We start from the raw sequence: 20,032 nt of genomic DNA on the forward strand, positions 1-20,032 counted from the left end.
CATGGCCGCCATTCCTTCGACGCCCGGGCACGCGGATGATGCTTCCCTGTCGGCCGTGCTGAGCGCCCAGGACCTGTCTCTGGGCTACGCACGGGCCGGGAAGACCCCTGCAACCTGCATCCTGCGAGATTTCTCGCTCGAACTGCAGTCGGGGGAAATCGTGGCCATCCTGGGCCCCAGTGGGGTAGGAAAATCGTCACTGCTGCGTACCCTGGCAGGATTGCAACCGGCACAACGCGGCGAAATCCGCATTCAGGGAAGGCGGCTGACCGGCCCTGACCCCATGCTGGGCTTCGTCTTCCAGGACCCTTGCCTGCTGCCGTGGCTCACGCTCGAGGAAAACGTGGGCTTCGGGCTGGACTTTCGCAATCAGCCCCACCTGGACGAGGCACGACGCGGCGAGCGGATCCAGCGCGCCATTTCCGAGGTCGGACTGCTGGCGGCGCGCACACGCTATCCCGACGAGTTGTCGGGCGGGATGGCGCAGCGCACGTCGCTCGCGCGCAGCCTGGCCCGCGCCCCCGAGATTCTGCTGCTCGATGAACCCTTTAGCGCGCTGGACGAGGTCACCCGCAGCGAAATGCAGACGCTGCTGCTGCAAATCACCACGCGTCACCACACCTCTGCGATCCTGGTGACTCACGATATCGACGAGGCTCTCATTCTCGCCGACCGGATTCTGCTCATCGGCGGCCAGCCCGGCCGCCTGATCGGCCAATGGCAACCGGACCGTCCCCATCCCCGTGATGAAACGGACCCTCATCTGACCACGCTGCGCGTGGACATTCTCCAGGCCCTGCGGGCCGCACGCACTTCAAAACTGGCATCATGACATTCAAACCGCTGGATCTTTGCTGCGCCACCGACGACAGCCCACGCACGCGCCGTCGCGAATTTCTCAAACTCTCCGCGCTGTTCACGGCCGGCGGGGCGCTGCCTTTCCTCCAAATGGGTTCCGTGGCGCGCGCCGCGGAGCCCGATGCGCCCGTGCGCATCGGCTATCTGCCCATCACGGATGCGACTCCCCTTCTGGTGGCCCACCACAATGATCTGTTCACCCAACAAGGCCTTCAGGTCGAGACGCCGCGCCGCTTCCGGAGTTGGTCGCAGATCGTGGAGGCCTTCCTGGCCGGGCAGGTCAATGTGGTGCACCTGCTCATGCCCATGACGGTCTGGTCACGCTTCGGCAGCCATTCGCCGGCGAAGGTCGTCGCCTGGAACCACATGGAAGGCTCCTGCCTGACGGTCCTCCCGGACCTGAAGAATGTGTCCGACCTGGGCGGGACCACCGTCGCCATCCCATTCTGGTATTCCGTGCACAACATCGTGCTGCAGGCGCTGCTGCGGGAGTCCGGCCTGGAATTCATCAGCGAGGGGACCCCGACCAAAAAGCAAGTCAAGCTGGTCGTCATGTCGCCAGGGGATATGCTGCCCGCGCTGGGCACTAAACAGATTTCCGGCTATATCGTGGCGGAGCCCTTCAACGCCAAGGCCGAGGAGTTGGGCGTCGGCAAAGTCTGGCGTTTCACGGGCGACATCTGGCGCAATCACGCCTGCTGCGTGGTCACCATGCACGAAAGCGACTTGCAGAAGCGCCCGGAATGGTCCCAGAAGGTCGTCAATGCAATCGTTCAGGCCCAATCCTGGGTGCGTGGCCATCGCGAGGAAACGGTCGACATCCTGGCGCGCGACAACCCTTCCGCCTACACGCCGCACAACCGCTCCACGCTGGCCCGTGTGCTGCTGCCCTCTCCCGAGCGGGATGCGGAATACGCGCGTACCGGTGCGATCGTTCACACGGCGTGGCACGAAAAACGCATCGACTTTCAGCCGTATCCCTTCCCCAGCTACACGGAAAAGCTCGTGGAACTCCTCAAGACCACTTATGTGCTGGGCCAGAACGATTTCCTCAAGACGCTGGATCCAGCCCAGGCGGCGCGTGAACTGGTGGACGAGCGGTACGTCCGCAAGGCCATCGAATCGCACGGCGGCCTGGGGGCGTTCGGCGTCTCCGGCGGCTATACCCGCACCGAAACCTTTGAGGTGACCTGATGGATGCGCGCCTATCCCCGCTGGCGGTCGGCGGCGAAACGCCGGACAAACCCGCCGGGCATTTCAGGCTGGGCGGCCTTGCGTTGAAGCTCACGACAGGGCGGCTCGCACTGAGCCTGAGCGGCGTGCTCGCCCTGCTGTTGCTGTGGGGAGGTGGCATTGCGCTGCTGGGCGACAATCTTGCCATGGCGCGCCTATTCTCACCATTCCAGGCGCTGCCCAGCCTCGTTCATCTGCTGGCGGACAACCAGCTCACGGTACATACCCTCGTGAGCCTCCGCCGGGTGGCGGTCGGCCTGTTCTGGGCACTGTTCTTCGGAGTCCCGATCGGCTTAGCCGTGGGCGCCTCGCGCCGGCTGGAATGCGCCACCGGGGGGGCGTTCCAGTTTCTGCGGATGATCTCGCCACTTTCATGGATGCCGATCGCCGTCATGCTGTTCGGGATCGGCGACGCACCCATCTACTTCCTGCTCAGCTTTGCAGCCGTCTGGCCCATTATTCTGAACACCAGCGCCGGAGTGCGTTCTCTGGACCCGCGCTGGCTCATGCTGGCGCGCAGCCTCAGCGCCACGCGCCGAGAGATCCTCTGGCGGATCGTCATCCCGGGGTCGCTGGGCCATATCCTGACGGGGCTGCGTCTGGCCATCGGCATCGTCTGGATCATCCTGGTACCCTGCGAAATGTTGGGCGTCAGCTCGGGTCTGGGCTATTTCATCCTGGATACCCGGGATCGTCTCGCCTACTCCGAGCTCATGGCCGTCATCGTCCTGATCGGCATCCTGGGCTTCCTGCTGGATGCCACCGCGCAGCGCCTGCACCGGCGCTGGGCACGCGGGCGGGCCTGAGCGGCCACCTCCGTTCGGCACGACTGGTCAGTCCAGGACCTCGAGCTTCGCCACCCCGAGCGCCAGCGTCTTGACACCCGCATCGCGAAATTCGATGCGGGCCTGAGCCTCGCTGCCATTGCCGCTCAGCGACACGACGATGCCCTCGCCAAAGCGGCCGTGGCGCACATTGCCGCCAATGCGGAAACACTGTCCGCCCACGGTAATCCCGGCCGACTGCGTACGGACAGCGCGTGGGGCGAACGCACTTTCCCGATCTCCCTGCCAGCCGCCCAGTCCGCGCCTGAACGCGCCCGCCCATGCCGGCTGCTCACGGTCGGCGCGCTGTCGGGGCGTCAGCCACTTCAGATGCTCTTCCGGAATCTCGTCCAGAAAGCGCGAACGCATGGGATATCGGGTCTGGCCGTGCAACAACCGGCTTTGCGCCAATGTGAGCGTCAGGCGCTCCCGCGCCCGGGTCATGGCCACATACATGAGCCGGCGCTCTTCCTCGAGGCCGCCCGGATCCATCAGGCTGTTCTCATGCGGGAAGAGCCCCTCTTCCAGGCCCGTGATGAAGACCGCATCGAACTCCAGGCCCTTGGCGGCGTGCACGGTCATGAGCTGCACCGCCTCTTCGCCCGCCTGTGCCTGATTGTCGCCCGCCTCCAGAGAGGCGTGGCTGAGGAAAGCGCCCAACGGTGACATCACCTCGGGTGGTCCCGCAGCCGGGTCGTCCGCCGCCAGGGTAGCCGCTGCGGCCAGACCTTCGGGAATGCGCCCCGCCACCAGCCCGGCGTAGCCCGCCTCGGCCACGAACGCCGCTGCCGCGTTGACCAGCTCCTGCAGGTTCTCCAACCGCTCCTGACCCTCGCGCTCCGCGCGATAGAAGGCCTCCAGTCCGCTGGAATGCACGACCTGGCCGATGAGTTCCGGCAAGTCCAGGCTCTGCGCATCATGGGCCAAGCCTTGGATCAATTGAGCAAAACGGCCCAGATTGGCGCCGCCCTTGCCTGCCACATAAGGTGCCGCCTGCGCAAGGCTGATGCCATGCTGGGCAGCCGCATCCGCCTGCTGCTCCAGCGTGCGTACGCCAATGCCTCGCGTGGGGAAGTTCACCACTCGCATCCATGAGGTGTCGTCATGCGGATTGTCGACAAGCCGCAGATACGCCAGTACATGCTTGATTTCCTGGCGCTCGAAGAAGCGCTGGCCACCATAGACCCTATATGGAACGCTGGCCGTAAAAAGCGCATGCTCGATGGGCCGTGACTGTGCGTTGCTGCGATACAGGACGGCAATCTGGTGCGCCGCGCGACCCTCGCGCAACAGAGCGCGGATCTCATCCACCAGCCACTGCGCCTCGAGCGCGTCGGACGGCTGCTCCACCACCCGCAGCAGTTCGCCTTCGCCAGCCTGGGTCCACAGGTTCTTGCCCAGACGATGCTCGTTGTGAGCGATCAGTGTGTTTGCAGCATCCAGGATATGGCCGAAGGATCGATAGTTCTGCTCCAGTCGGATGACATTGCCCTGAGCGTACCGCTGCTCGAAATCAGCCATATTGCCCACGTTGGCGCCGCGAAACGCATAGATGGACTGGTCATCGTCGCCCACCGCAAAGACCGGCGTATCGGCCCCGGCCAGCAACATCAGCCACCGATACTGCAGCACGTTGGTGTCCTGGAATTCATCGACCAGGATATGCCGAAAGCGCCGCTGGTAGTGTTCGCGGATGGACGCCTCGCGGGTCAGCAGTTCGTAGGCTCGAAGCAGCAGTTCGCCGAAGTCCACCACGCCTTCGCGCTCGCATTGGTCCTGATAACGCTGGTACAGATCCGCCAGGCGACGCGTGTGGACGTCGCGCACGTCCATGTCCCCGGGGCGCAGGCCGTCTTCCTTGGCACCGTTTATCACGCGCTGCACGTCACGTGGGGCGAAGCGCTCGTCGTCCACGCCGGCCGCCTTCAGCATGCGCTTGATGGCCGAAAGCTGATCTGCGCTATCCAGGATCTGGAACGTCTGCGGCAAACCGGCTTCCCGGAAATGCGCGCGCAGCAGCCGATTGCAAAGGCCATGGAACGTGCCCACCCACATGCCATGCGTGTGGATCGGCAGCAGCGCCGACAGGCGCGTGAGCATTTCCCGCGCCGCCTTGTTGGTGAAGGTCACCGCCAGCAGCCCGAACGGGCTGATCTGGCCGGTCTGGATGAGCCAGGCCATTCGAGTGGTGAGGACCCGGGTCTTTCCGCTGCCCGCACCAGCCAGCACCAAGGCATGGGCCGCAGGCAGCGTGACTGCCGCCTTCTGTTGCTCGTTCAGACCTTCGATCATAGGGCGTAGCGGCGCAACCGATACGCGAATTGCTCCAGCCCGTCGATGCCGCTCGCCTGGGCCCGCTGACACCAGGCGCGCAAGTCAGCCAGCAGTTGCTCGCTGCTGGCGCTGGAAGACTCCCACAAAGCGGTCAGGTCCTGGCGCATCTGAACCAGCGTGAACAGTGCGGGCGCCAGCGTCAAGGCGCGAGCCATCTGGTCCCGCTCGCCGGGGGCCAGCCGCGCATCGCCTTGGGCCAGCCATTTGCGGCAGCGGCGCAGCAATGCGCGATCACCCCGGCCGCCCGGCAGCTTGAGGGATTTGAGTTCATCTGTCACGGTCGCGCGCACCATGCGGGAATATCGGGCCAGGACCTCGTAGCGATGCGCAATGATGCCCTGGAGCTGGTCCGGACCCAGCGATTCGATGGGTGACCCGTTGTCTTGGAGACGCAGGCGCGGCGCGACCTTGCGCACGGTGACCAGCCCGAAGGCCCGCAGCACGCGGATATAGGCCCACCCCAGGTCGACTTCGTACCATTTGGACGAGAATTTGGCCGAGGTGCCATAGGCATGATGATTGTTATGCAGTTCTTCGCCTCCAATCACCAGCCCCCAGGGAACCACATTCGTGCTGTCGTCGGGACAGGCGAAATTCCGATAACCCCAGGCATGTCCCAGGCCGTTGACCACACCCGCGGCCCAGAACGGAATCCAGGCCATCTGCACGGCCCAGATCGTGAGCCCCACCACACCGAAAAGCACCATGTCGATCACCAACATGGCAAGGATGCCCAGCAGGTTGTGCCTGGAATAGAGCCGCCGTTCAATCCAGTCGTCGGGCGTGCCGTGGCCATAGCGCTTCAGTGTTTCCTGGTTCTTGGCCTCGTCGCGATAGAGTTCGGCACCCCGAAAGAATACCTGGGACAAGCCAAAGACCGCCGGCGAGTGAGGGTCGCCTTCGCGTTCGCATTTGGCATGGTGCTTGCGGTGGATGGCCACCCATTCCTTGGTGACCATGCCGGTGGTGAACCAAAGCCAGAAGCGCAGGAAATGCGCCAGCGCCGGGTGCAGATCCAGCCCGCGATGCGCCTGGCACCGATGCAGATACAACGTGACGGCGATGATCGTAATGTGCGTGAGCACCAGCGTGACGATCACCAGCACCCAGGGGCTCAATTGCAGCACCCCGCCCTGAAGAAGAGAAAACCAGGTATTCATTGCCATCCGGCCAGCGTCCAGGAAGTTCGAAAATGCACGTTCCAGTTTAACGTAGCCGACAGCCGGCCGTCAGGATTCGTTACGGCGGCACGGGTTAATCCTGAGGGTCCGAGGCAGTCTGGGGATCCGATTCAGCGGGCGCCGCGGACCGCTCCTCCGGAGTTTCGCCAGGGGTCTCGCCGCCGGCCTGAACCGGCGCGGCTTCCGCCCGCTGCATCACGGCCGCAAAAAAACCGTCCGTGCCATGGACGTCCGGACGCAGGCGCAGATAGGTTCCATCCAGCGACAGCGGGATATCGCGTTCGGCCAACACCTTGCCCGCATCCAGCAGCGAAAATTCCGGATGCTCGGCCAGAAAGGCTTCAACCTGCTGTTCGTTTTCCTCCGGCAGGACGCTGCAGCTTCCATACACCAGGCGCCCGCCCGGACGCACGCAGGCGGCCGCCTCGCGCAGGATGGCGGCCTGCGTGGCGCACAACTGCGTCAGCGCTTCAGGATGCTGGCGCCACTTCAGGTCCGGGTTGCGCCGCAGCGTTCCCAGTCCGCTGCAGGGCGCATCCACCAGGACGCGATGCGCCTTGCCGCGCAGCCGGTGCACCCGTTGATCGTGACGTTCGGAAATCACGACCGGCACCACGTTGGACAGGCCGCTGCGCGCGAAGCGCGGCTTGGCGCGCGCCAGGCGGGCTGCCGACACATCAAAGGCATAGAGTCGGCCTGTCGAACGCATGAGCGCGCCCAGCAGCAAGGTCTTGCCGCCAGCGCCCGCGCAGAAGTCGATCACCATCTCGCCACGCCGGGGCGAAACCAGGGCGGCCAGCAACTGGCTGCCTTCGTCCTGGACTTCAATCTCGCCGCGTTCGAAGGCTCCCCAGCGATTGATCGGCGGACGTCCCTGGATGCGCACCCCCCAGGGCGAATAGCGGGTGGGCTGGGCATGCCAACGTGCCTCCGGGCCCTGCTCCCAGGCCTGCAGCAGCGCCGCCCGGTCGATCTTCAGCGGATTCACTCGCAAATCCAGCGGCGCGGGCTGATTGAGGGCCTGCAGCAGCGATTCCACGTTTTCGATATCGGCCAGCCGCGCCTCCAGCCAATCCGGGACGCTGTAGCGCACGGCCCGAGGCAAACCCGCCGGTGAAAACGCCTCGATGTGGTCCAGCCAGTGGCGCTCCTGATCGTCGAGCCCGGTATCCAGCGTCTCGCGTGGCCAGACCGACGCCAGCCCGAGTATCGCCAGGCGGCGTGCGGCGGCACCGGTGCCGCTCTCGGCCAAGTGGCGGTACCGCCGCAAGTGCCGCAGTACGTCGAATACCGCCTCCGCGATTTCGCCGCGATCCCTCAGGCCGGCATTGCTGTGCCCGCGAAACCAGTGCGACAGGACCGCATCGGCCGGATACTGCCATTGCAGAATCTCGCCCAGCACCTGCCGCACCTGTTCGATGCGTGCGGCCGCCACGATATAGGGCCGCCGGGCAGGCGCCTGCGCTACCACCGCCGAAAGGCGGCGATCCGCATCCGGCCGAGGGCGAGGGCCGGTTCGCGGGCGGGAAGCGGCCCCGCTCGCGGAGCTTCGGGGCGAGGACGCGCGGCGTCGCCCGCCTGCTCGCTTGTCATCCATGGTCATGGCAATCCTGTTCGTGAAACTGTGTGGGGCCCAGCCAGGCCCGATGCGGCTCGCCTTCGACCAGCACCCGGCCATCCGGCATCAGGCGCACTCTCCGCCAGGCGAGCCAGCGCAGTACCTGGGTGTAGATTCGATGCTCGACCGGCAAGAGGCGGTCGGCCAGGCGCTCCGGCGTGTCGTCAGCCAGCACCGGAATCGTCGCTTGCGCAATGATGGGGCCATGATCCAGTTCCGGCGTCACGAAGTGCACCGTGCACCCGTGCCACTGGACACCCTGGGCCAGCGCCCGGGCATGCGTATGCAGGCCGGGAAAAGCCGGCAACAACGACGGATGGATATTGACGATGCGTCCCTCGAACCGACGCACCAGTTCGTCGCCCAATACCCGCATGAATCCCGCAAGCAGAATGTAGTCCGGCGCGAGCTGCTCCAGACGGGCACGCAAGGCCGCATCGAACGCCGGACGGCCGTCAAAGCCGACGTGGGCCAGCACATCGGTCGGCAGGCCGCGTTCGCGCGCCCAGGCCAGCCCAGCCGCATCGGCGCGATTGGAGAGAACCGTGCAGATCTCGACCGGCAGGTCCTCGGCCAGGGCAGCCTGGACCAGCGACTGCATGTTGGAGCCTCGTCCCGAAATCAGAATCGCCACCCGCACCCGAGACCGGTCGGGGCCGGACGGCCCGCCAGCCAGATGGTTTGCAGTGGGATGCGCCATGCGCAGGCTCTCCGGCATAAAATTCACACGAAAGCTGAAATTGTAAACTGTTGCGCGTGAAGCCTACCGTTCCCCGTTTGTATCGCACCCTGCCCCGCCACGACTCGACGGCGCCCAGCGCCGTCACCATCGGCAACTTCGACGGTGTGCACCGGGGCCACCAGGCCATCCTGTCCGAACTCCGGCGAGCTGCTTCGGATCGAGGCCTGCTGCCGACCGTGATGACGTTCACTCCGCACCCCAGGGCCTTCTTCGCCCACCGGGGCCAGCGTCCCGAACTCATTCCGACTCAGATCAGCGGCCTGCGCGACAAGATCCTGCTGCTGGCCGAACAGGGAATCGGCCAGGTCGTGATCCAGCGATTCGATCAGCACCTGGCCGACATGAGCGCCGAGGACTTCATTCGCAAGCTGCTGGTCCGGGGCCTGAATACCCGCTGGCTGCTGGTGGGCGAAGACTTCCGCTACGGCCACAAACGCACCGGCGACATCGCCTTGCTGCGGCGCCTGGGCGATGAGTGCGGCTTCGCCGTCCGGACGCTGGCCGACGTGGGCGACGTCCACGGCCAGAGAATTTCGAGTTCCGCACTCAGGACGGCCCTGGCGGTCGGCAATCTGGCGCGCAGCCAGGAGCTGTTGGGCCGCAGCTATCGAATCAGCGGCCACGTGATTCACGGGCGCAAGCTGGGACGCGACCTGGGTTTCCCCACACTGAACATGCGGGTCCCGGCTCCTTGCGCCGCACGCTCGGGCATCTACGTCGTACGCGTCCACGGCCTGGGCGAGAAGGCCCTGCCCGGCGTCGCCAGCCTAGGTGTGCGCCCAACGATCGCCGATCATGGAGCCCTGTTGCTGGAGACGCACATCCTGGATCGGTCCGTTGACGCCTACGGTAAACTGGTATGCGTCGAATTCCTCGAATTTCTGCGCGACGAGGAATCATTCCCCGATTTGATGACCCTGACCGCCGCGATCCGCCAGGATGCGCAAGGCGCTCGTGACTATTTTGCCTCCCATGGACTATAGAGACACACTGAACCTGCCCGATACCCCCTTCCCGATGCGAGGCAATCTCGCCAAGCGGGAGCCTGGCTGGATCGACGCCTGGGAGAAAAACGGAATCTATGCCGCGATCCGGACCGCCGCGCACGGCCGCCCGAAATTCGTGCTGCACGACGGGCCGCCCTATGCCAACGGCGACATCCACATCGGCCACGCCGTGAACAAGATCCTGAAGGACATCATCGTCAAGAGCCGCGACATGGCGGGTTTCGACGCCCAGTACATTCCGGGCTGGGACTGCCACGGCATGCCGATCGAGATCCAGATCGAAAAGAAGTTCGGCAAGCACCTGCCGGTTGCCGAGGTGCAGGCCAAGGCCCGCGCCTACGCATCCGAACAGATCGAACGCCAGCGCAAGGACTTCAAGCGGCTGGGCGTCCTGGCCGAATGGGACAACCCTTATCTGACCATGAACCACAGCAACGAGGCCGATGAGCTCCGTGCGCTGGCGCGCATCATGGAAAAGGGGTTCGTCTTCCGCGGATTGAAACCGGTGAACTGGTGCTTCGACTGCGGCTCGGCGCTGGCGGAAGCCGAAGTGGAATACGCCGACCGCAAGGACACCTCGGTGGACGTGGCCTTCGCCTTCGATGACCGGGCGGCCGTGGCGCGGGCTTTTGGCCTGCCCGGCGAAGTCGATGCCGGTGCCATCGTGATCTGGACTACCACACCGTGGACGCTGCCGGCCAACCAGGCTCTGAACCTGCATCCCGAACACGAGTACGCGCTGGTGCGGCTGGCGCAACCGTTGCCCACGGGGCCGCTGCTGCTGCTCGCCGCCGAATTGGTGGAATCGTGCCTGAAGCGCTGGAACCTCCAGGGGGACATCATCGCCCGCGCCCCCGGCCAGGCGCTGGCCGGACTGACTTTCCGGCACCCGCTCCATGACGTGGATCCCGGATACCGGCGTCTTTCGCCCGTTTATCTGGGCGATTACGTCACGCTGGAGTCGGGTACGGGGGTCGTCCATTCCTCGCCCGCCTACGGCGTGGAAGACTTCCAGTCCTGCAAGGCAAACGGGATGGCGGACGCCGATATCCTGAACCCGGTCATGGGAAACGGCCACTACACGGAAAGCCTGCCGCTCTTTGGCGGGGAACTGATCTGGAAGGCAAACCCCCACATCGTGGATGCGCTGCGCGCGGCCGGCTCCCTGGTACAGGCCCAGTCCCATACCCACAGCTACATGCACTGCTGGCGTCACAAGACGCCCATCATCTACCGCGCGACCAGTCAGTGGTTTGCCGGCATGGACATCCGACCCTCCTCCGGGCCGACCCTGCGGGAAATGGCGCTCAAGGGCGTGGACGATACCGCGTTCTACCCGGCCTGGGGGCGAGCGCGCCTGCACGCCATGATCGCCAACCGCCCCGACTGGACGCTCTCGCGTCAGCGGCAATGGGGCGTCCCCATGGCATTTTTCGTACACAGAGAAACCGGTGCGCTGCATCCGCACACGCCCGAACTGCTTGAAAAGGTCGCCGATCGAGTGGAGCGCGAGGGCATCGAGGCCTGGCAGCGCCTGGATCCCCACGACCTGCTGGGCGACGAGGCGGACCAGTACGAAAAGAACCGCGACACGCTGGACGTGTGGTTCGACTCCGGCACCACGCACGCCACCGTGCTCGGGGGCCAGGATCACGACCTGAAGGGCTCGCACGCCCGGCAACTGGCCTGGCCGGCGGACCTTTACCTGGAAGGTTCCGACCAGCATCGCGGCTGGTTTCACTCCTCACTGCTCACAGGCTGCATGCTCTACGGCCGGGCGCCCTACAAGGCCTTGCTCACCCACGGTTTCGTGGTCGACGGCGAAGGCAAGAAGATGAGCAAATCCGTGGGCAACGTGATCTACCCACAGGAAATCGCCAATTCACTGGGTGCGGAAATCCTGCGGCTGTGGACCGCATCTACCGACTACTCTGGCGAACTCTCGATCTCCAAGCAGATCCTGGACCGCGTGGTGGAATCGTATCGGCGCATCCGGAATACGCTGAAGTTCCTGCTGGGAAACCTTGCCGATTTCGACTTTGCGTCGCAGGCGGTGGCCCCCGAGTCGCTGCTGGAAATAGACCGGTATGCGCTCCAGATGACGGCTGCCATGCAGGCCGAGGTTCTCGCTGCATACGAACATTACGAATTCCATACGGCCATCAACCGTCTGCAAATCTTCTGCTCGGAAGATCTGGGCGCGTTCTATCTGGACATCCTGAAGGACCGGCTCTATACGACCGCCCAGGACAGCCATGCGCGCCGGGCTGCGCAAACGGCCCTGTACCACGTCACACACGCTCTGCTGAAACTGCTGGCGCCGATTTTGTCCTTCACCGTCGAAGAAGCCTGGGCGGACCTGAATGGAACCCCGGCGTCGGCGACGATCTTCACCGAGCTGTTTCACGTGATTCCGGTGCCGGACGACGGCGAGGCGCTGGTCCGGCGCTGGAGCCGCCTGCGCGACATTCGCGCCGAAACCACCCGCGAGATCGAAGCCGTGCGCAGCCGCGGGGAGCTCGGCTCCTCACTGGCGGCCGAGATTGATTACTACGCCTCCGGCGACGATCTGGCGTTGCTGCAAAGCCTGGCAGACGATCTGCGCTTTGTCATGCTGGTATCCCGAGCGGACGTGCATGCCGATGACGGCGCATTGCGCACGGCCGTGCATGCCACTACCCATGCAAAGTGCGCACGCTGCTGGCACCACCGCGCCGATGTCGGTCGCGACGCCGACCATCCCGAGCTCTGCGGACGATGCGTGAGCAACCTGTTCGGCCGCGGGGAGGCCCGTGAGCACGCCTGATCGGGATGGCCCAGGGCGCGGTGAACGCCTGCGCAGTCTGGCGGGCTGGCTGTGCGCGGCGCTGGCGGTCATTGCCCTGGACCAGATCGCCAAGTTCTTCATCGTGCAATCCCTGAGTTACGCTCAGCGTATTCCGGTGCTGCCGTTTTTCGACATCACGCTGCTGTTCAACACCGGCGCGGCCTTCAGCTTCCTGGCCGACGGCGGAGGCGGGCAACGCTGGCTCTTCACCGGCCTGGCGCTGGCGGCGGCCGTCTTCATCACCGGCTGGCTGTATCGCCATCCCCGCCAGCCGCTTCTATGTACCGCGCTGGCCAGTATCATGGGAGGTGCGCTGGGAAACGGAATCGACCGGATGCTCCATGGGCACGTGGTCGACTTCCTGCTGTTCTACTGGCGGGACTGGTTTTTTCCAGCATTCAACGTGGCGGACATTGCCATCACCTGCGGGGCCGGGCTGCTGATCCTGGACGAAGTCCTGCGCGGGCGGCACAGACCCGCTTCCTGAGGAGAGCTTCATGGCGGAGCTGACCGGCAAACGCATCATCCTGGGGCTGACGGGCGGAGTCGCCTGCTACAAATCGGCGGAACTGCTGCGCCGGATGCAGGACGAGGGTGCCATCGTGGACGTGGTCATGACACACGCCGCCACGCGCTTCATCACTCCCGTCACCTTCCAGGCTCTGTCGGGGCGCCCCGTCTGGGAGGACGCCTTCGACACGCGCATGGGCAACGCCATGGCTCACATCAACCTGAGCCGGGGCGCGGACGCCATCCTGATCGTGCCAGCCAGCACCGACTTTCTGGCAAAGCTGGCCCACGGCCTGGCCGACGACCTGCTCTCGACGTTGTGCGTGGCGCGCGGCGCGGTACCGCTGCTGGCGGCTCCGGCCATGAATCATGAGATGTGGACCCACCCGGCCACGCAGCGCAACGCGGCCCAACTGCGGGCCGACGGCGTGACGCTCATCGGGCCGGCCGCGGGAATGCAGGCCTGCGGTGAATCGGGATCGGGCCGCATGGTCGAACCGGACCGGATCCTGCAGGCGCTCATTGCCTCTTTCCAGCCCAAGGTCCTGGCGGGAAAGCGGATGTTGATCACGGCCGGCCCCACCAGCGAGGCCATCGATCCGGTACGCGTGTTGACCAACCGCTCATCCGGGCGCATGGGCTACGCGATCGCCCAGGCGGCTGCCGAGGCAGGCGCATGCGTCACGCTGGTGTCCGGACCCACGGCCCTCGCCAGCCCGGACCAGGTCCAGCGCATCGAAGTGTTCAGTGCGACCGACATGCATGCCGCCGTGATGGCCCGGATCACAGACCAGGACCTCTTCGTCGCCGTCGCCGCCGTGGCAGATTGGGGCATCGCCAACCCCTCGTCGACCAAGCTGAAGAAATCGGACGCCTCCACCCCGCCGCACATTGATTTCGTGCAGAACCCCGACATCCTGGCTGAAGTCGCTGCGCTTCCCCACGCCCCCTGGTGCGTGGGATTCGCCGCCGAAACGGACCACCTGCACGAGCACGCACAAGCCAAACGGGCGCGCAAGCGTATTCCGGTGATCGTGGGCAATCTGGCGCAGCAGGCCATGAATGCCGAGAACACCGCACTCACCATCTTTGACGACGCAGGCGCACACCCGCTGCCGCTACAGCCCAAACGTCAGGCCGCCCGCGATCTGGTGGGCTGGATCGCCGGGCACATGCCTCGCTGACCGTTCCGGGCGCCCACCCGCCACCTCTCTATTCCCGCACAGTCACCGCCATGCAACGACGACTCATCCAGGCCCGCATCGTCAACCCGCTGCTGGGCTCCAGCGCCCTTCCTTTGCCCGACTATGCGACCGACGGTTCGGCCGCCATGGATCTGCGCGCCTGTCTGGAACAGCCCTGCACGCTGGCGCCGGGCGAGCGCTTGCCGGTGCCTACCGGCCTGGCGTTGGACATGCGCGATCCGGGCCTGGTCGCCATCGTGGCCTCTCGCTCCGGTCTGTCGCTGAAACACGGCATCCGCGTCGCGCAAGGTATCGGCGTGATCGATGCCGACTATCACGGCGAAATCCGCGTGCTGTTGACGAACGACGGGACGTCTGCTTATGAGATCCAGCCAGGCGAGCGTATTGCACAACTCCTTTTTCAACCGGTGATCCAGGTGCGTCTGCACGTGGTCGAGCAGTTCGACACCCCGACACAGCGCGGCGAAGGCGGATTCGGCAGCACCGGTCGCCACTGACGCGGCCTGCCCGACACACGGCAACGAACCGGCATCGCGTGTTTCCGTTTGGTGGCCGTCGGGGCGACGCACTAGGTATTTTCACCGGTTGTACTGATTTTTAGCTGTTGGTTATACTTCGCGGATTCTCCGGGTTGTTCTTTAGGTTCTACTCCGCTGGCGCACTATGTCGCGGTCCCGGTTGAACCGGTTAACCCTAGCGATCGGCTTCGGGAAGACCATCATGGCAGGCCTACCGACATGCCGATATATTTGTTGTATATCTGTTGTTCCTGGATCCGTTCAAAGGAGAATCCAAATATGAGCAGGCTGACACAACTCACGACCCTGACGGCAGCGGTCTTGCTGGCCATGGGCGCCGGCACCGCATCGGCCGCAAGCGGTCCGATCAAGATCGGCGTTCAAGCGCCCATCACCGGCGAATACGCGGCCGAAGGCCAGGGCATCCAGAACGGCGTGAAACTGCTGGTCGACCAGCAGAACAAAGCGGGCGGCCTGCTGGGGCGCAAGATCCAGGTCACCGTATGCGACGACGAAGGCAAGGCCGCCCAAGCCGCCATCTGCGGCCGCAAGCTGGTCAATGAAGGCGTCATCGCCGTGATCGGCACCTATACCAGCGGCGCGGCACTGGCTGCCGCTCCGATCTACTCGGCTGCCAACGTCATCCAGACTTCCGACGGTACCAGCGACGAACTCACCCAGAAGGGCTGGAAGACGTTCTTCCGCAATGCGCCGCCCAACAGCGACGAAGCCGAATTCACGGCCAAATACCTGGTCAACGTCAAGCAGTACAAGCGCATCGCCATCCTGAGCGATCACTCCAGCTACGCCACAGGTCTGGCAAAAGCCACGACGAAGTCCATCGAGGCGCTGCATGGCAACATCGTGGCCAACGACTTCATCAACGCGGGCACTCAGGACTACAGCGCCGTGCTGACCAAGGTCAAGTCCAAGAACCCCGACATCCTGTACTTCTCGGGCTACTACACGGACGGCGGCCTGATCCGTGCGCAAATGAAGCAGCTCGGCATGGATGCCGTGTTCGTGGGTGGCGACGCCAATCAGAACGCCGCCTTTGCCAAGATCGCCGGCAACGCCGCCCAGGGTGCAGTGATCATCAACGTGCCCGCCCCGGAAAACCTGCCTTACCCGGAAGCCAAGACATTCCTGGCGGACTACACCAAGACCTTTGGCTCGGCGCCTCCCAGTATCTACACCTTCACCAACGCAGACGGTCTGCGCGCGGTCTTTGCGGCCATCGAAGCCACGAAGAGCACCGACACGGCCAAGCTCATTCCGTGGCTGCATGACATGAAGGAACCGTTTGCCGGCCTCACGGGCCCCTTCAAGTGGGATGCGAAGGGCGAACGGATCGGCAGCCCGATGTCCGCGTTCGAAGTCGAATCCGACGGCACCTACCGGACCATCTACCCGACGAACTGATTTCGTCCTGACCTTGCGCCCGCATCCGCTCCGGATTGCGGGCGCGGTTTTCTACAGCTCTGACCGGGCCCACGCGGCCCGCAAGCACTCTATGGGAACGCGTCCATGGACTTTGTCCTCCAGCAATTCATCAACGGGGTGACGGTCGGCGGCATCTACGCGCTGATTGCCCTTGGCTACACAATGGTCTATGGGGTGCTGAAGATGATCAACTTCGCCCACGGTGATCTCTGCATCATGGGCGCCTTCATCGGGCTGACGACGCTGACTTCCGGCGTCTTCGGCGGGCTTCCCACACCAGTACTGCTGGCGCTGGCTTTCCTGATCGCAATGATCGTGGTGGGTGTGGCCGGCACGCTGCTCGACCAACTCGCCTACAAGCCGCTACGCAAGGCTCACCGTCTCTCGGCCGTCGTGTCCGCACTGGGAGCGTCGATGCTGATCGAGAATGGGCTGATGCTCATCTGGGGCCCGAACGTGCGGGTGTTTCCGAGCAACATCCTGCCCACGACCACGTGGCAAATCGGCGGGGCCTACCTGAGTTTCGTTCAGCTGGTCATCATTGCCGGCGCCTTCATCCTGATGGCCGCCTTGTACTTCTTCGTGCATCATACCCGTCTCGGGACCGCCATCCGCGCCACGGCCATCGATCAGGACGCGGCACGGCTCATGGGCATCAACGTGAACCGCGTGATTGCCCTGGTCTTCATCATCGGGCCGGTGCTGGGTGCCATCGGTGGACTGTTCGTCGGCCTCTACTATCGCCAGACCTACTTCACGATGGGCTGGTCCTACGGCCTGAGCGCCTTCATCGCAGCCATCATCGGCGGGATCGGCAACATCCCGGGCGCCATGCTGGGCGGGTTGGTCCTGGGCCTGTTCAACGCCTTCGGCGCCGGATACATCTCCAGTTCCTGGCAGGATGCCATCACGTTCCTGCTGCTGATCGCGATCCTGCTGGTGCGGCCCTCCGGACTGCTCGGCGAACGCGTGGCCGAAAAGGTGTAAGTCATGGATACTCCAGTGAATTCCCAGACCCCTGCCTCTTCCGCGGCCCCCAGGATTTCAACCGTCGCGCGGACGCTGCGCATCCTCGGCCCTTTGCTCTGGTTGCTGGGTCTGGCGATTCCCTCGCTCTTTCCGCCCGCGTGGATCACCATCGGCGGCATCTTCGCCATCTATTCCATCGTCGCGCTGTCGCAGGACATCGTGCTGGGCCGGGCGGGCATGTACGACATGGGCCACGCCGTCTTCTTCGGGATCGGCGCCTACACCAGTGCGATCCTGTCACTGAGCTTCAACTGGCCCATCCTGTGGACGATACCCGTGGCGATCGCCCTGTCGGCGGCCCTGGGAGCCATCCTGTCGGCACCCATCGTCAAGCTGCGAGGCGACTACCTGCTGGTAGTGACCATTGGATTCAATGCGATCTTTGTGCTGGCCATGCAGAACAACGTCTTCGGGATCACCGGCGGAGCCGACGGCCTCTTCGGCGTCAGCGGCCCTTCCGTATTTGGCCAGACGTTCGGCTCCCAAAGCGAGCTGTTCTACCTGAATTGGGTGGTGCTGGCGATCGTCCTGTGGCTGATGCGAAATCTGGACCGTTCGGCGCTGGGCCGCACCTTCCGCTACATCAAGTATGACGAACTGGCGGCAACGACGTTGGGGGTCAACGCGCGCGGCTACAAGGTGGCGGCCTTTGCATTGGCGGCCGCAATCGCGGGGCTCGCCGGCACCCTGTTTGCCATGCAGCTCTCGGCCGTCAGCCCGGGCTCGTTCCAGTTCACGGACTCGGTCGTCCTCTTCGCCATCGTCCTGGTGGGCGGACAGGCATCCGTGCCGGGCGTGCTGCTCGGTACCGCCATGATGTTCGTGGTGCCGCAGATCTTCACCGATCTGGCCCAATACCGCTACCTTGCCTTCGGGATCGCCATGATTCTTGTCATGATACTCAGGCCGCAGGGCATCTGGCCCGCCCGCAAGGGGGCCTTATGAAAGCCCCCTCCTCGGTCGGAAACCCGACGGCGTCCGCGCCGGAGACGCTGCTCGAACTCGACGGTATCGGTATCAGCTTCGGCGGGCTGAGAGCTGTCGATGACCTCAGTTTCAGCGTGCGTCGTGGCGAGATCGTGGGTCTCATTGGCCCCAATGGTGCCGGCAAGACGACTGTCTTCAACATGATCACAGGCGTCTACCGCCCCACCGACGGCCATATCCGCTGGCACGGCAAGGACATCACCGGCCTGGCGCCGCACCGGATCGCGGCGGCCGGCGTGCGCAGGACATTCCAGACGATCCGGCTGTTTTCGGACATGACCGTGCTGGAAAACGTGGTCGCCGGCGAACATCTGCAGATCCGGCAGAAATGGTGGCAGGGACTGCTGAACACCGCGGCCCAGCGCCGCGAGGAACGCGAGCTGATTGAGCGCGCCAATGCCGTGCTGCAGCAGCTCGACCTGCTGGACGTCGCGCATGAAATGGCGACTTCCCTGCCCTATGGGGCACAGCGCCGCGTCGAGATGGCGCGCACGCTGGTGGCCAAACCGGAACTCGTCATTCTGGACGAGCCGGCCGCCGGTTTGAACGAACTGGAATCTGCCGCCCTGAACGACACGATCCGGGCGATTCGTGATGCGGGGATCACGGTCATTCTCGTGGAACACGACATGAGCGTGGTGATGAGCGTCACGGACAGCATCGTGGTCATCAATTTCGGCAAGAAGATCGCGGAGGGCAAGCCCGAAGACATCCGCGCCAACCCTCTGGTGATCGAGGCCTATCTGGGCCAGGACGACGACGAAGACGATCCGCTGATGACAGCCGTACATCAAGGCCAGGTGACGCCATGACGCATTTGCTTGAAATCGAGGACCTGCGGGTCAACTATGGCCATATTCAGGCACTCAAGGGCATCTCGCTGCACGTGGATGAACGTGAGGTCGTGGCCATCCTGGGCGCAAACGGGGCCGGCAAGACGACGTTGATGCGCACCTTGAGCGGCTTGATCGCGCCAAAATCAGGGAAGGTTTCCTTTGCGGGCCACGAGACCACGCACCTGGGCGCTGATCGCATCGTGCGGCTGGGCATCGGGCAATCCCCGGAGGGCCGCCGGGTCTTCGGAACGCTGTCGGTCGAAGAAAACCTCCGCATGGGCGGTTTCACCCGCCCTCCCGCCGAGATCAGCGAAAGCTGCGAGCACGTCTACAGGATCTTCCCGCGCCTGCAGGAACGGCGCGCGCAACTGGCCGGGACGCTATCGGGTGGCGAACAGCAGATGCTGGCCATCGGCCGGGCCCTGGTCACAAAGCCCCGTCTGCTGCTGCTGGACGAGCCCAGCCTGGGGTTGGCGCCCATTATCGTGCGCAACATTTTTCAGGTGCTGCGCGACGTGCGCGACACGGGCGTCACCATCCTGATCGTGGAACAGAACGCCCGCATGGCGCTGAAGCTCGCGGACCGTGGCTACGTGCTGGAAGTCGGAAAGCTGTCCCACGAGGGCCCGGCCCGCGAGTTGCTGGCCTCCCCGGAGATTCAGGCGGCGTATCTGGGGCATTGAAGGTGCGGCGCTACCGGCTGGCCGAGACGGTAAAGGCGCCCAGGGCCGGGCTTGCAAGCCCGGCCCGTTCGCCAGGCTAATGAAGGTCCGCAGGGCCAGCGGCTTGCCATGATCGTAAAGGCACCCGGGGCCGGGCTTGCAAGCCCGGCCCGTTCGCCAGGCTAATGAAGGTCCGCAGGGCCAGCGGCTTGCCATGA

Annotated in this window: 17 protein-coding genes; 13 read left to right on the forward strand and 4 right to left on the reverse strand. The window is 64.6% G+C overall.

Translation table 11 applies throughout. The annotated features are described in order from the left end of the window. Position 1: 1 nt before the first annotated feature. Genes ACVCMJ_RS03915 through ACVCMJ_RS03925 form a run of 3 tightly spaced genes read left to right on the forward strand, consistent with a single transcriptional unit; the run spans position 2 to position 2,897 of the window. Entirely contained in the window at positions 2 to 832 is an 831-nt protein-coding gene (locus tag ACVCMJ_RS03915) for an ABC transporter ATP-binding protein (RefSeq protein WP_447080142.1), read from the forward strand. Further along, positions 829 to 2,052, forward strand: coding sequence for an ABC transporter substrate-binding protein (locus ACVCMJ_RS03920; protein WP_447080143.1), 1,224 nt, complete (start codon positions 829 to 831; stop codon positions 2,050 to 2,052). Before ACVCMJ_RS03915 ends, ACVCMJ_RS03920 begins: the two co-directional genes overlap by 4 nt. Beyond that, positions 2,052 to 2,897, forward strand: a complete 846-nt coding sequence (locus tag ACVCMJ_RS03925) for an ABC transporter permease (RefSeq protein WP_447080144.1) — start codon at positions 2,052 to 2,054, stop codon at positions 2,895 to 2,897. The genes ACVCMJ_RS03920 and ACVCMJ_RS03925 overlap by 1 nt, the downstream gene beginning before the upstream one ends. Before the next feature lie 27 nt (positions 2,898 to 2,924). Here ACVCMJ_RS03925 and ACVCMJ_RS03930 read toward each other — a convergent pair whose 3' ends face one another. The 4 genes from ACVCMJ_RS03930 to purN all read right to left on the reverse strand — a co-directional run bounded on the left by ACVCMJ_RS03930 (position 2,925) and on the right by purN (position 8,649). Then, on the reverse strand, positions 2,925 to 5,207 hold the full coding sequence (locus ACVCMJ_RS03930) for a UvrD-helicase domain-containing protein (RefSeq protein ID WP_447080145.1): 2,283 nt from the start codon (positions 5,205 to 5,207) through the stop codon (positions 2,925 to 2,927). Continuing rightward, positions 5,204 to 6,409, reverse strand: a complete 1,206-nt coding sequence (locus ACVCMJ_RS03935) for a DesA family fatty acid desaturase (RefSeq protein ID WP_447080146.1) — start codon at positions 6,407 to 6,409, stop codon at positions 5,204 to 5,206. The genes ACVCMJ_RS03930 and ACVCMJ_RS03935 overlap by 4 nt, the downstream gene beginning before the upstream one ends. A gap of 94 nt (positions 6,410 to 6,503) precedes the next feature. Continuing rightward, positions 6,504 to 7,832, reverse strand: a complete 1,329-nt coding sequence (locus ACVCMJ_RS03940) for an RsmB/NOP family class I SAM-dependent RNA methyltransferase (protein WP_447082665.1) — start codon at positions 7,830 to 7,832, stop codon at positions 6,504 to 6,506. Positions 7,833 to 8,019: 187 nt separating this feature from the next. Further along, positions 8,020 to 8,649, reverse strand: coding sequence for a phosphoribosylglycinamide formyltransferase (gene purN, locus ACVCMJ_RS03945; RefSeq protein WP_447082666.1), 630 nt, complete (start codon positions 8,647 to 8,649; stop codon positions 8,020 to 8,022). 155 nt (positions 8,650 to 8,804) lie between these two features. On the opposite strand from purN, the gene ACVCMJ_RS03950 reads away from it, so the two are divergent. The 10 genes from ACVCMJ_RS03950 (at position 8,805) to ACVCMJ_RS03995 (ending at position 19,835) form a co-directional block, all read left to right on the forward strand. Continuing rightward, the gene (locus ACVCMJ_RS03950; RefSeq protein WP_447080147.1) at positions 8,805 to 9,773 is read left to right on the forward strand and encodes a bifunctional riboflavin kinase/FAD synthetase; all 969 of its coding nucleotides are present in this window, start codon (positions 8,805 to 8,807) and stop codon (positions 9,771 to 9,773) included. Further along, on the forward strand, positions 9,763 to 12,603 hold the full coding sequence (ileS, locus tag ACVCMJ_RS03955) for an isoleucine--tRNA ligase (protein WP_447082667.1): 2,841 nt from the start codon (positions 9,763 to 9,765) through the stop codon (positions 12,601 to 12,603). Before ACVCMJ_RS03950 ends, ileS begins: the two co-directional genes overlap by 11 nt. Then, positions 12,590 to 13,111 carry a signal peptidase II gene (gene lspA / locus ACVCMJ_RS03960; protein ID WP_447080148.1) on the forward strand — a complete coding sequence of 174 codons (522 nt, stop codon included), beginning with the start codon at positions 12,590 to 12,592 and terminating at the stop codon, positions 13,109 to 13,111. The genes ileS and lspA overlap by 14 nt, the downstream gene beginning before the upstream one ends. A 10-nt stretch (positions 13,112 to 13,121) precedes the next feature. Next, positions 13,122 to 14,318, forward strand: coding sequence for a bifunctional phosphopantothenoylcysteine decarboxylase/phosphopantothenate--cysteine ligase CoaBC (gene coaBC, locus ACVCMJ_RS03965; RefSeq protein ID WP_447080149.1), 1,197 nt, complete (start codon positions 13,122 to 13,124; stop codon positions 14,316 to 14,318). A 50-nt stretch (positions 14,319 to 14,368) separates the two neighbouring features. Next, positions 14,369 to 14,836, forward strand: a complete 468-nt coding sequence (gene dut / locus ACVCMJ_RS03970; RefSeq protein ID WP_447080150.1) for a dUTP diphosphatase — start codon at positions 14,369 to 14,371, stop codon at positions 14,834 to 14,836. 300 nt (positions 14,837 to 15,136) lie between these two features. Next, entirely contained in the window at positions 15,137 to 16,279 is a 1,143-nt protein-coding gene (locus ACVCMJ_RS03975; RefSeq protein WP_447080151.1) for a branched-chain amino acid ABC transporter substrate-binding protein, read from the forward strand. A 105-nt stretch (positions 16,280 to 16,384) separates the two neighbouring features. After that, entirely contained in the window at positions 16,385 to 17,287 is a 903-nt protein-coding gene (locus ACVCMJ_RS03980; protein WP_447080152.1) for a branched-chain amino acid ABC transporter permease, read from the forward strand. 3 nt (positions 17,288 to 17,290) lie between these two features. Then, positions 17,291 to 18,274, forward strand: coding sequence for a branched-chain amino acid ABC transporter permease (locus ACVCMJ_RS03985; protein WP_447080153.1), 984 nt, complete (start codon positions 17,291 to 17,293; stop codon positions 18,272 to 18,274). Further along, positions 18,271 to 19,128 carry an ABC transporter ATP-binding protein gene (locus ACVCMJ_RS03990; RefSeq protein ID WP_447080154.1) on the forward strand — a complete coding sequence of 286 codons (858 nt, stop codon included), beginning with the start codon at positions 18,271 to 18,273 and terminating at the stop codon, positions 19,126 to 19,128. The genes ACVCMJ_RS03985 and ACVCMJ_RS03990 overlap by 4 nt, the downstream gene beginning before the upstream one ends. Then, positions 19,125 to 19,835 carry an ABC transporter ATP-binding protein gene (locus ACVCMJ_RS03995; RefSeq protein WP_447080155.1) on the forward strand — a complete coding sequence of 237 codons (711 nt, stop codon included), beginning with the start codon at positions 19,125 to 19,127 and terminating at the stop codon, positions 19,833 to 19,835. Before ACVCMJ_RS03990 ends, ACVCMJ_RS03995 begins: the two co-directional genes overlap by 4 nt. Positions 19,836 to 20,032 lie beyond the last annotated feature (197 nt).

The sequence above is a fragment of the Castellaniella sp. UC4447_H14 genome, from assembly GCF_052978285.1.

Excerpts from the sequence above, each read along its gene's own strand:
- ACVCMJ_RS03995 (WP_447080155.1), top strand. The coding sequence starts at position 19,125 with ATGACGCATTTGCTTGAAATCGAGGACCTGCGGGTCAACTATGGCCAT.
- ACVCMJ_RS03925 (WP_447080144.1), top strand. The coding sequence starts at position 2,052 with ATGGATGCGCGCCTATCCCCGCTGGCGGTCGGCGGCGAAACGCCGGAC.
- purN (WP_447082666.1), bottom strand. The coding sequence starts at position 8,649 with ATGCAGTCGCTGGTCCAGGCTGCCCTGGCCGAGGACCTGCCGGTCGAG.
- ACVCMJ_RS03930 (WP_447080145.1), bottom strand. The coding sequence starts at position 5,207 with ATGATCGAAGGTCTGAACGAGCAACAGAAGGCGGCAGTCACGCTGCCT.
- ACVCMJ_RS03980 (WP_447080152.1), top strand. The coding sequence starts at position 16,385 with ATGGACTTTGTCCTCCAGCAATTCATCAACGGGGTGACGGTCGGCGGC.
- ileS (WP_447082667.1), top strand. The coding sequence starts at position 9,763 with ATGGACTATAGAGACACACTGAACCTGCCCGATACCCCCTTCCCGATG.
- ACVCMJ_RS03975 (WP_447080151.1), top strand. The coding sequence starts at position 15,137 with ATGAGCAGGCTGACACAACTCACGACCCTGACGGCAGCGGTCTTGCTG.
- coaBC (WP_447080149.1), top strand. The coding sequence starts at position 13,122 with ATGGCGGAGCTGACCGGCAAACGCATCATCCTGGGGCTGACGGGCGGA.
- ACVCMJ_RS03990 (WP_447080154.1), top strand. The coding sequence starts at position 18,271 with ATGAAAGCCCCCTCCTCGGTCGGAAACCCGACGGCGTCCGCGCCGGAG.
- ACVCMJ_RS03920 (WP_447080143.1), top strand. The coding sequence starts at position 829 with ATGACATTCAAACCGCTGGATCTTTGCTGCGCCACCGACGACAGCCCA.
- dut (WP_447080150.1), top strand. The coding sequence starts at position 14,369 with ATGCAACGACGACTCATCCAGGCCCGCATCGTCAACCCGCTGCTGGGC.
- ACVCMJ_RS03915 (WP_447080142.1), top strand. The coding sequence starts at position 2 with ATGGCCGCCATTCCTTCGACGCCCGGGCACGCGGATGATGCTTCCCTG.
- ACVCMJ_RS03935 (WP_447080146.1), bottom strand. The coding sequence starts at position 6,409 with ATGAATACCTGGTTTTCTCTTCTTCAGGGCGGGGTGCTGCAATTGAGC.
- ACVCMJ_RS03985 (WP_447080153.1), top strand. The coding sequence starts at position 17,291 with ATGGATACTCCAGTGAATTCCCAGACCCCTGCCTCTTCCGCGGCCCCC.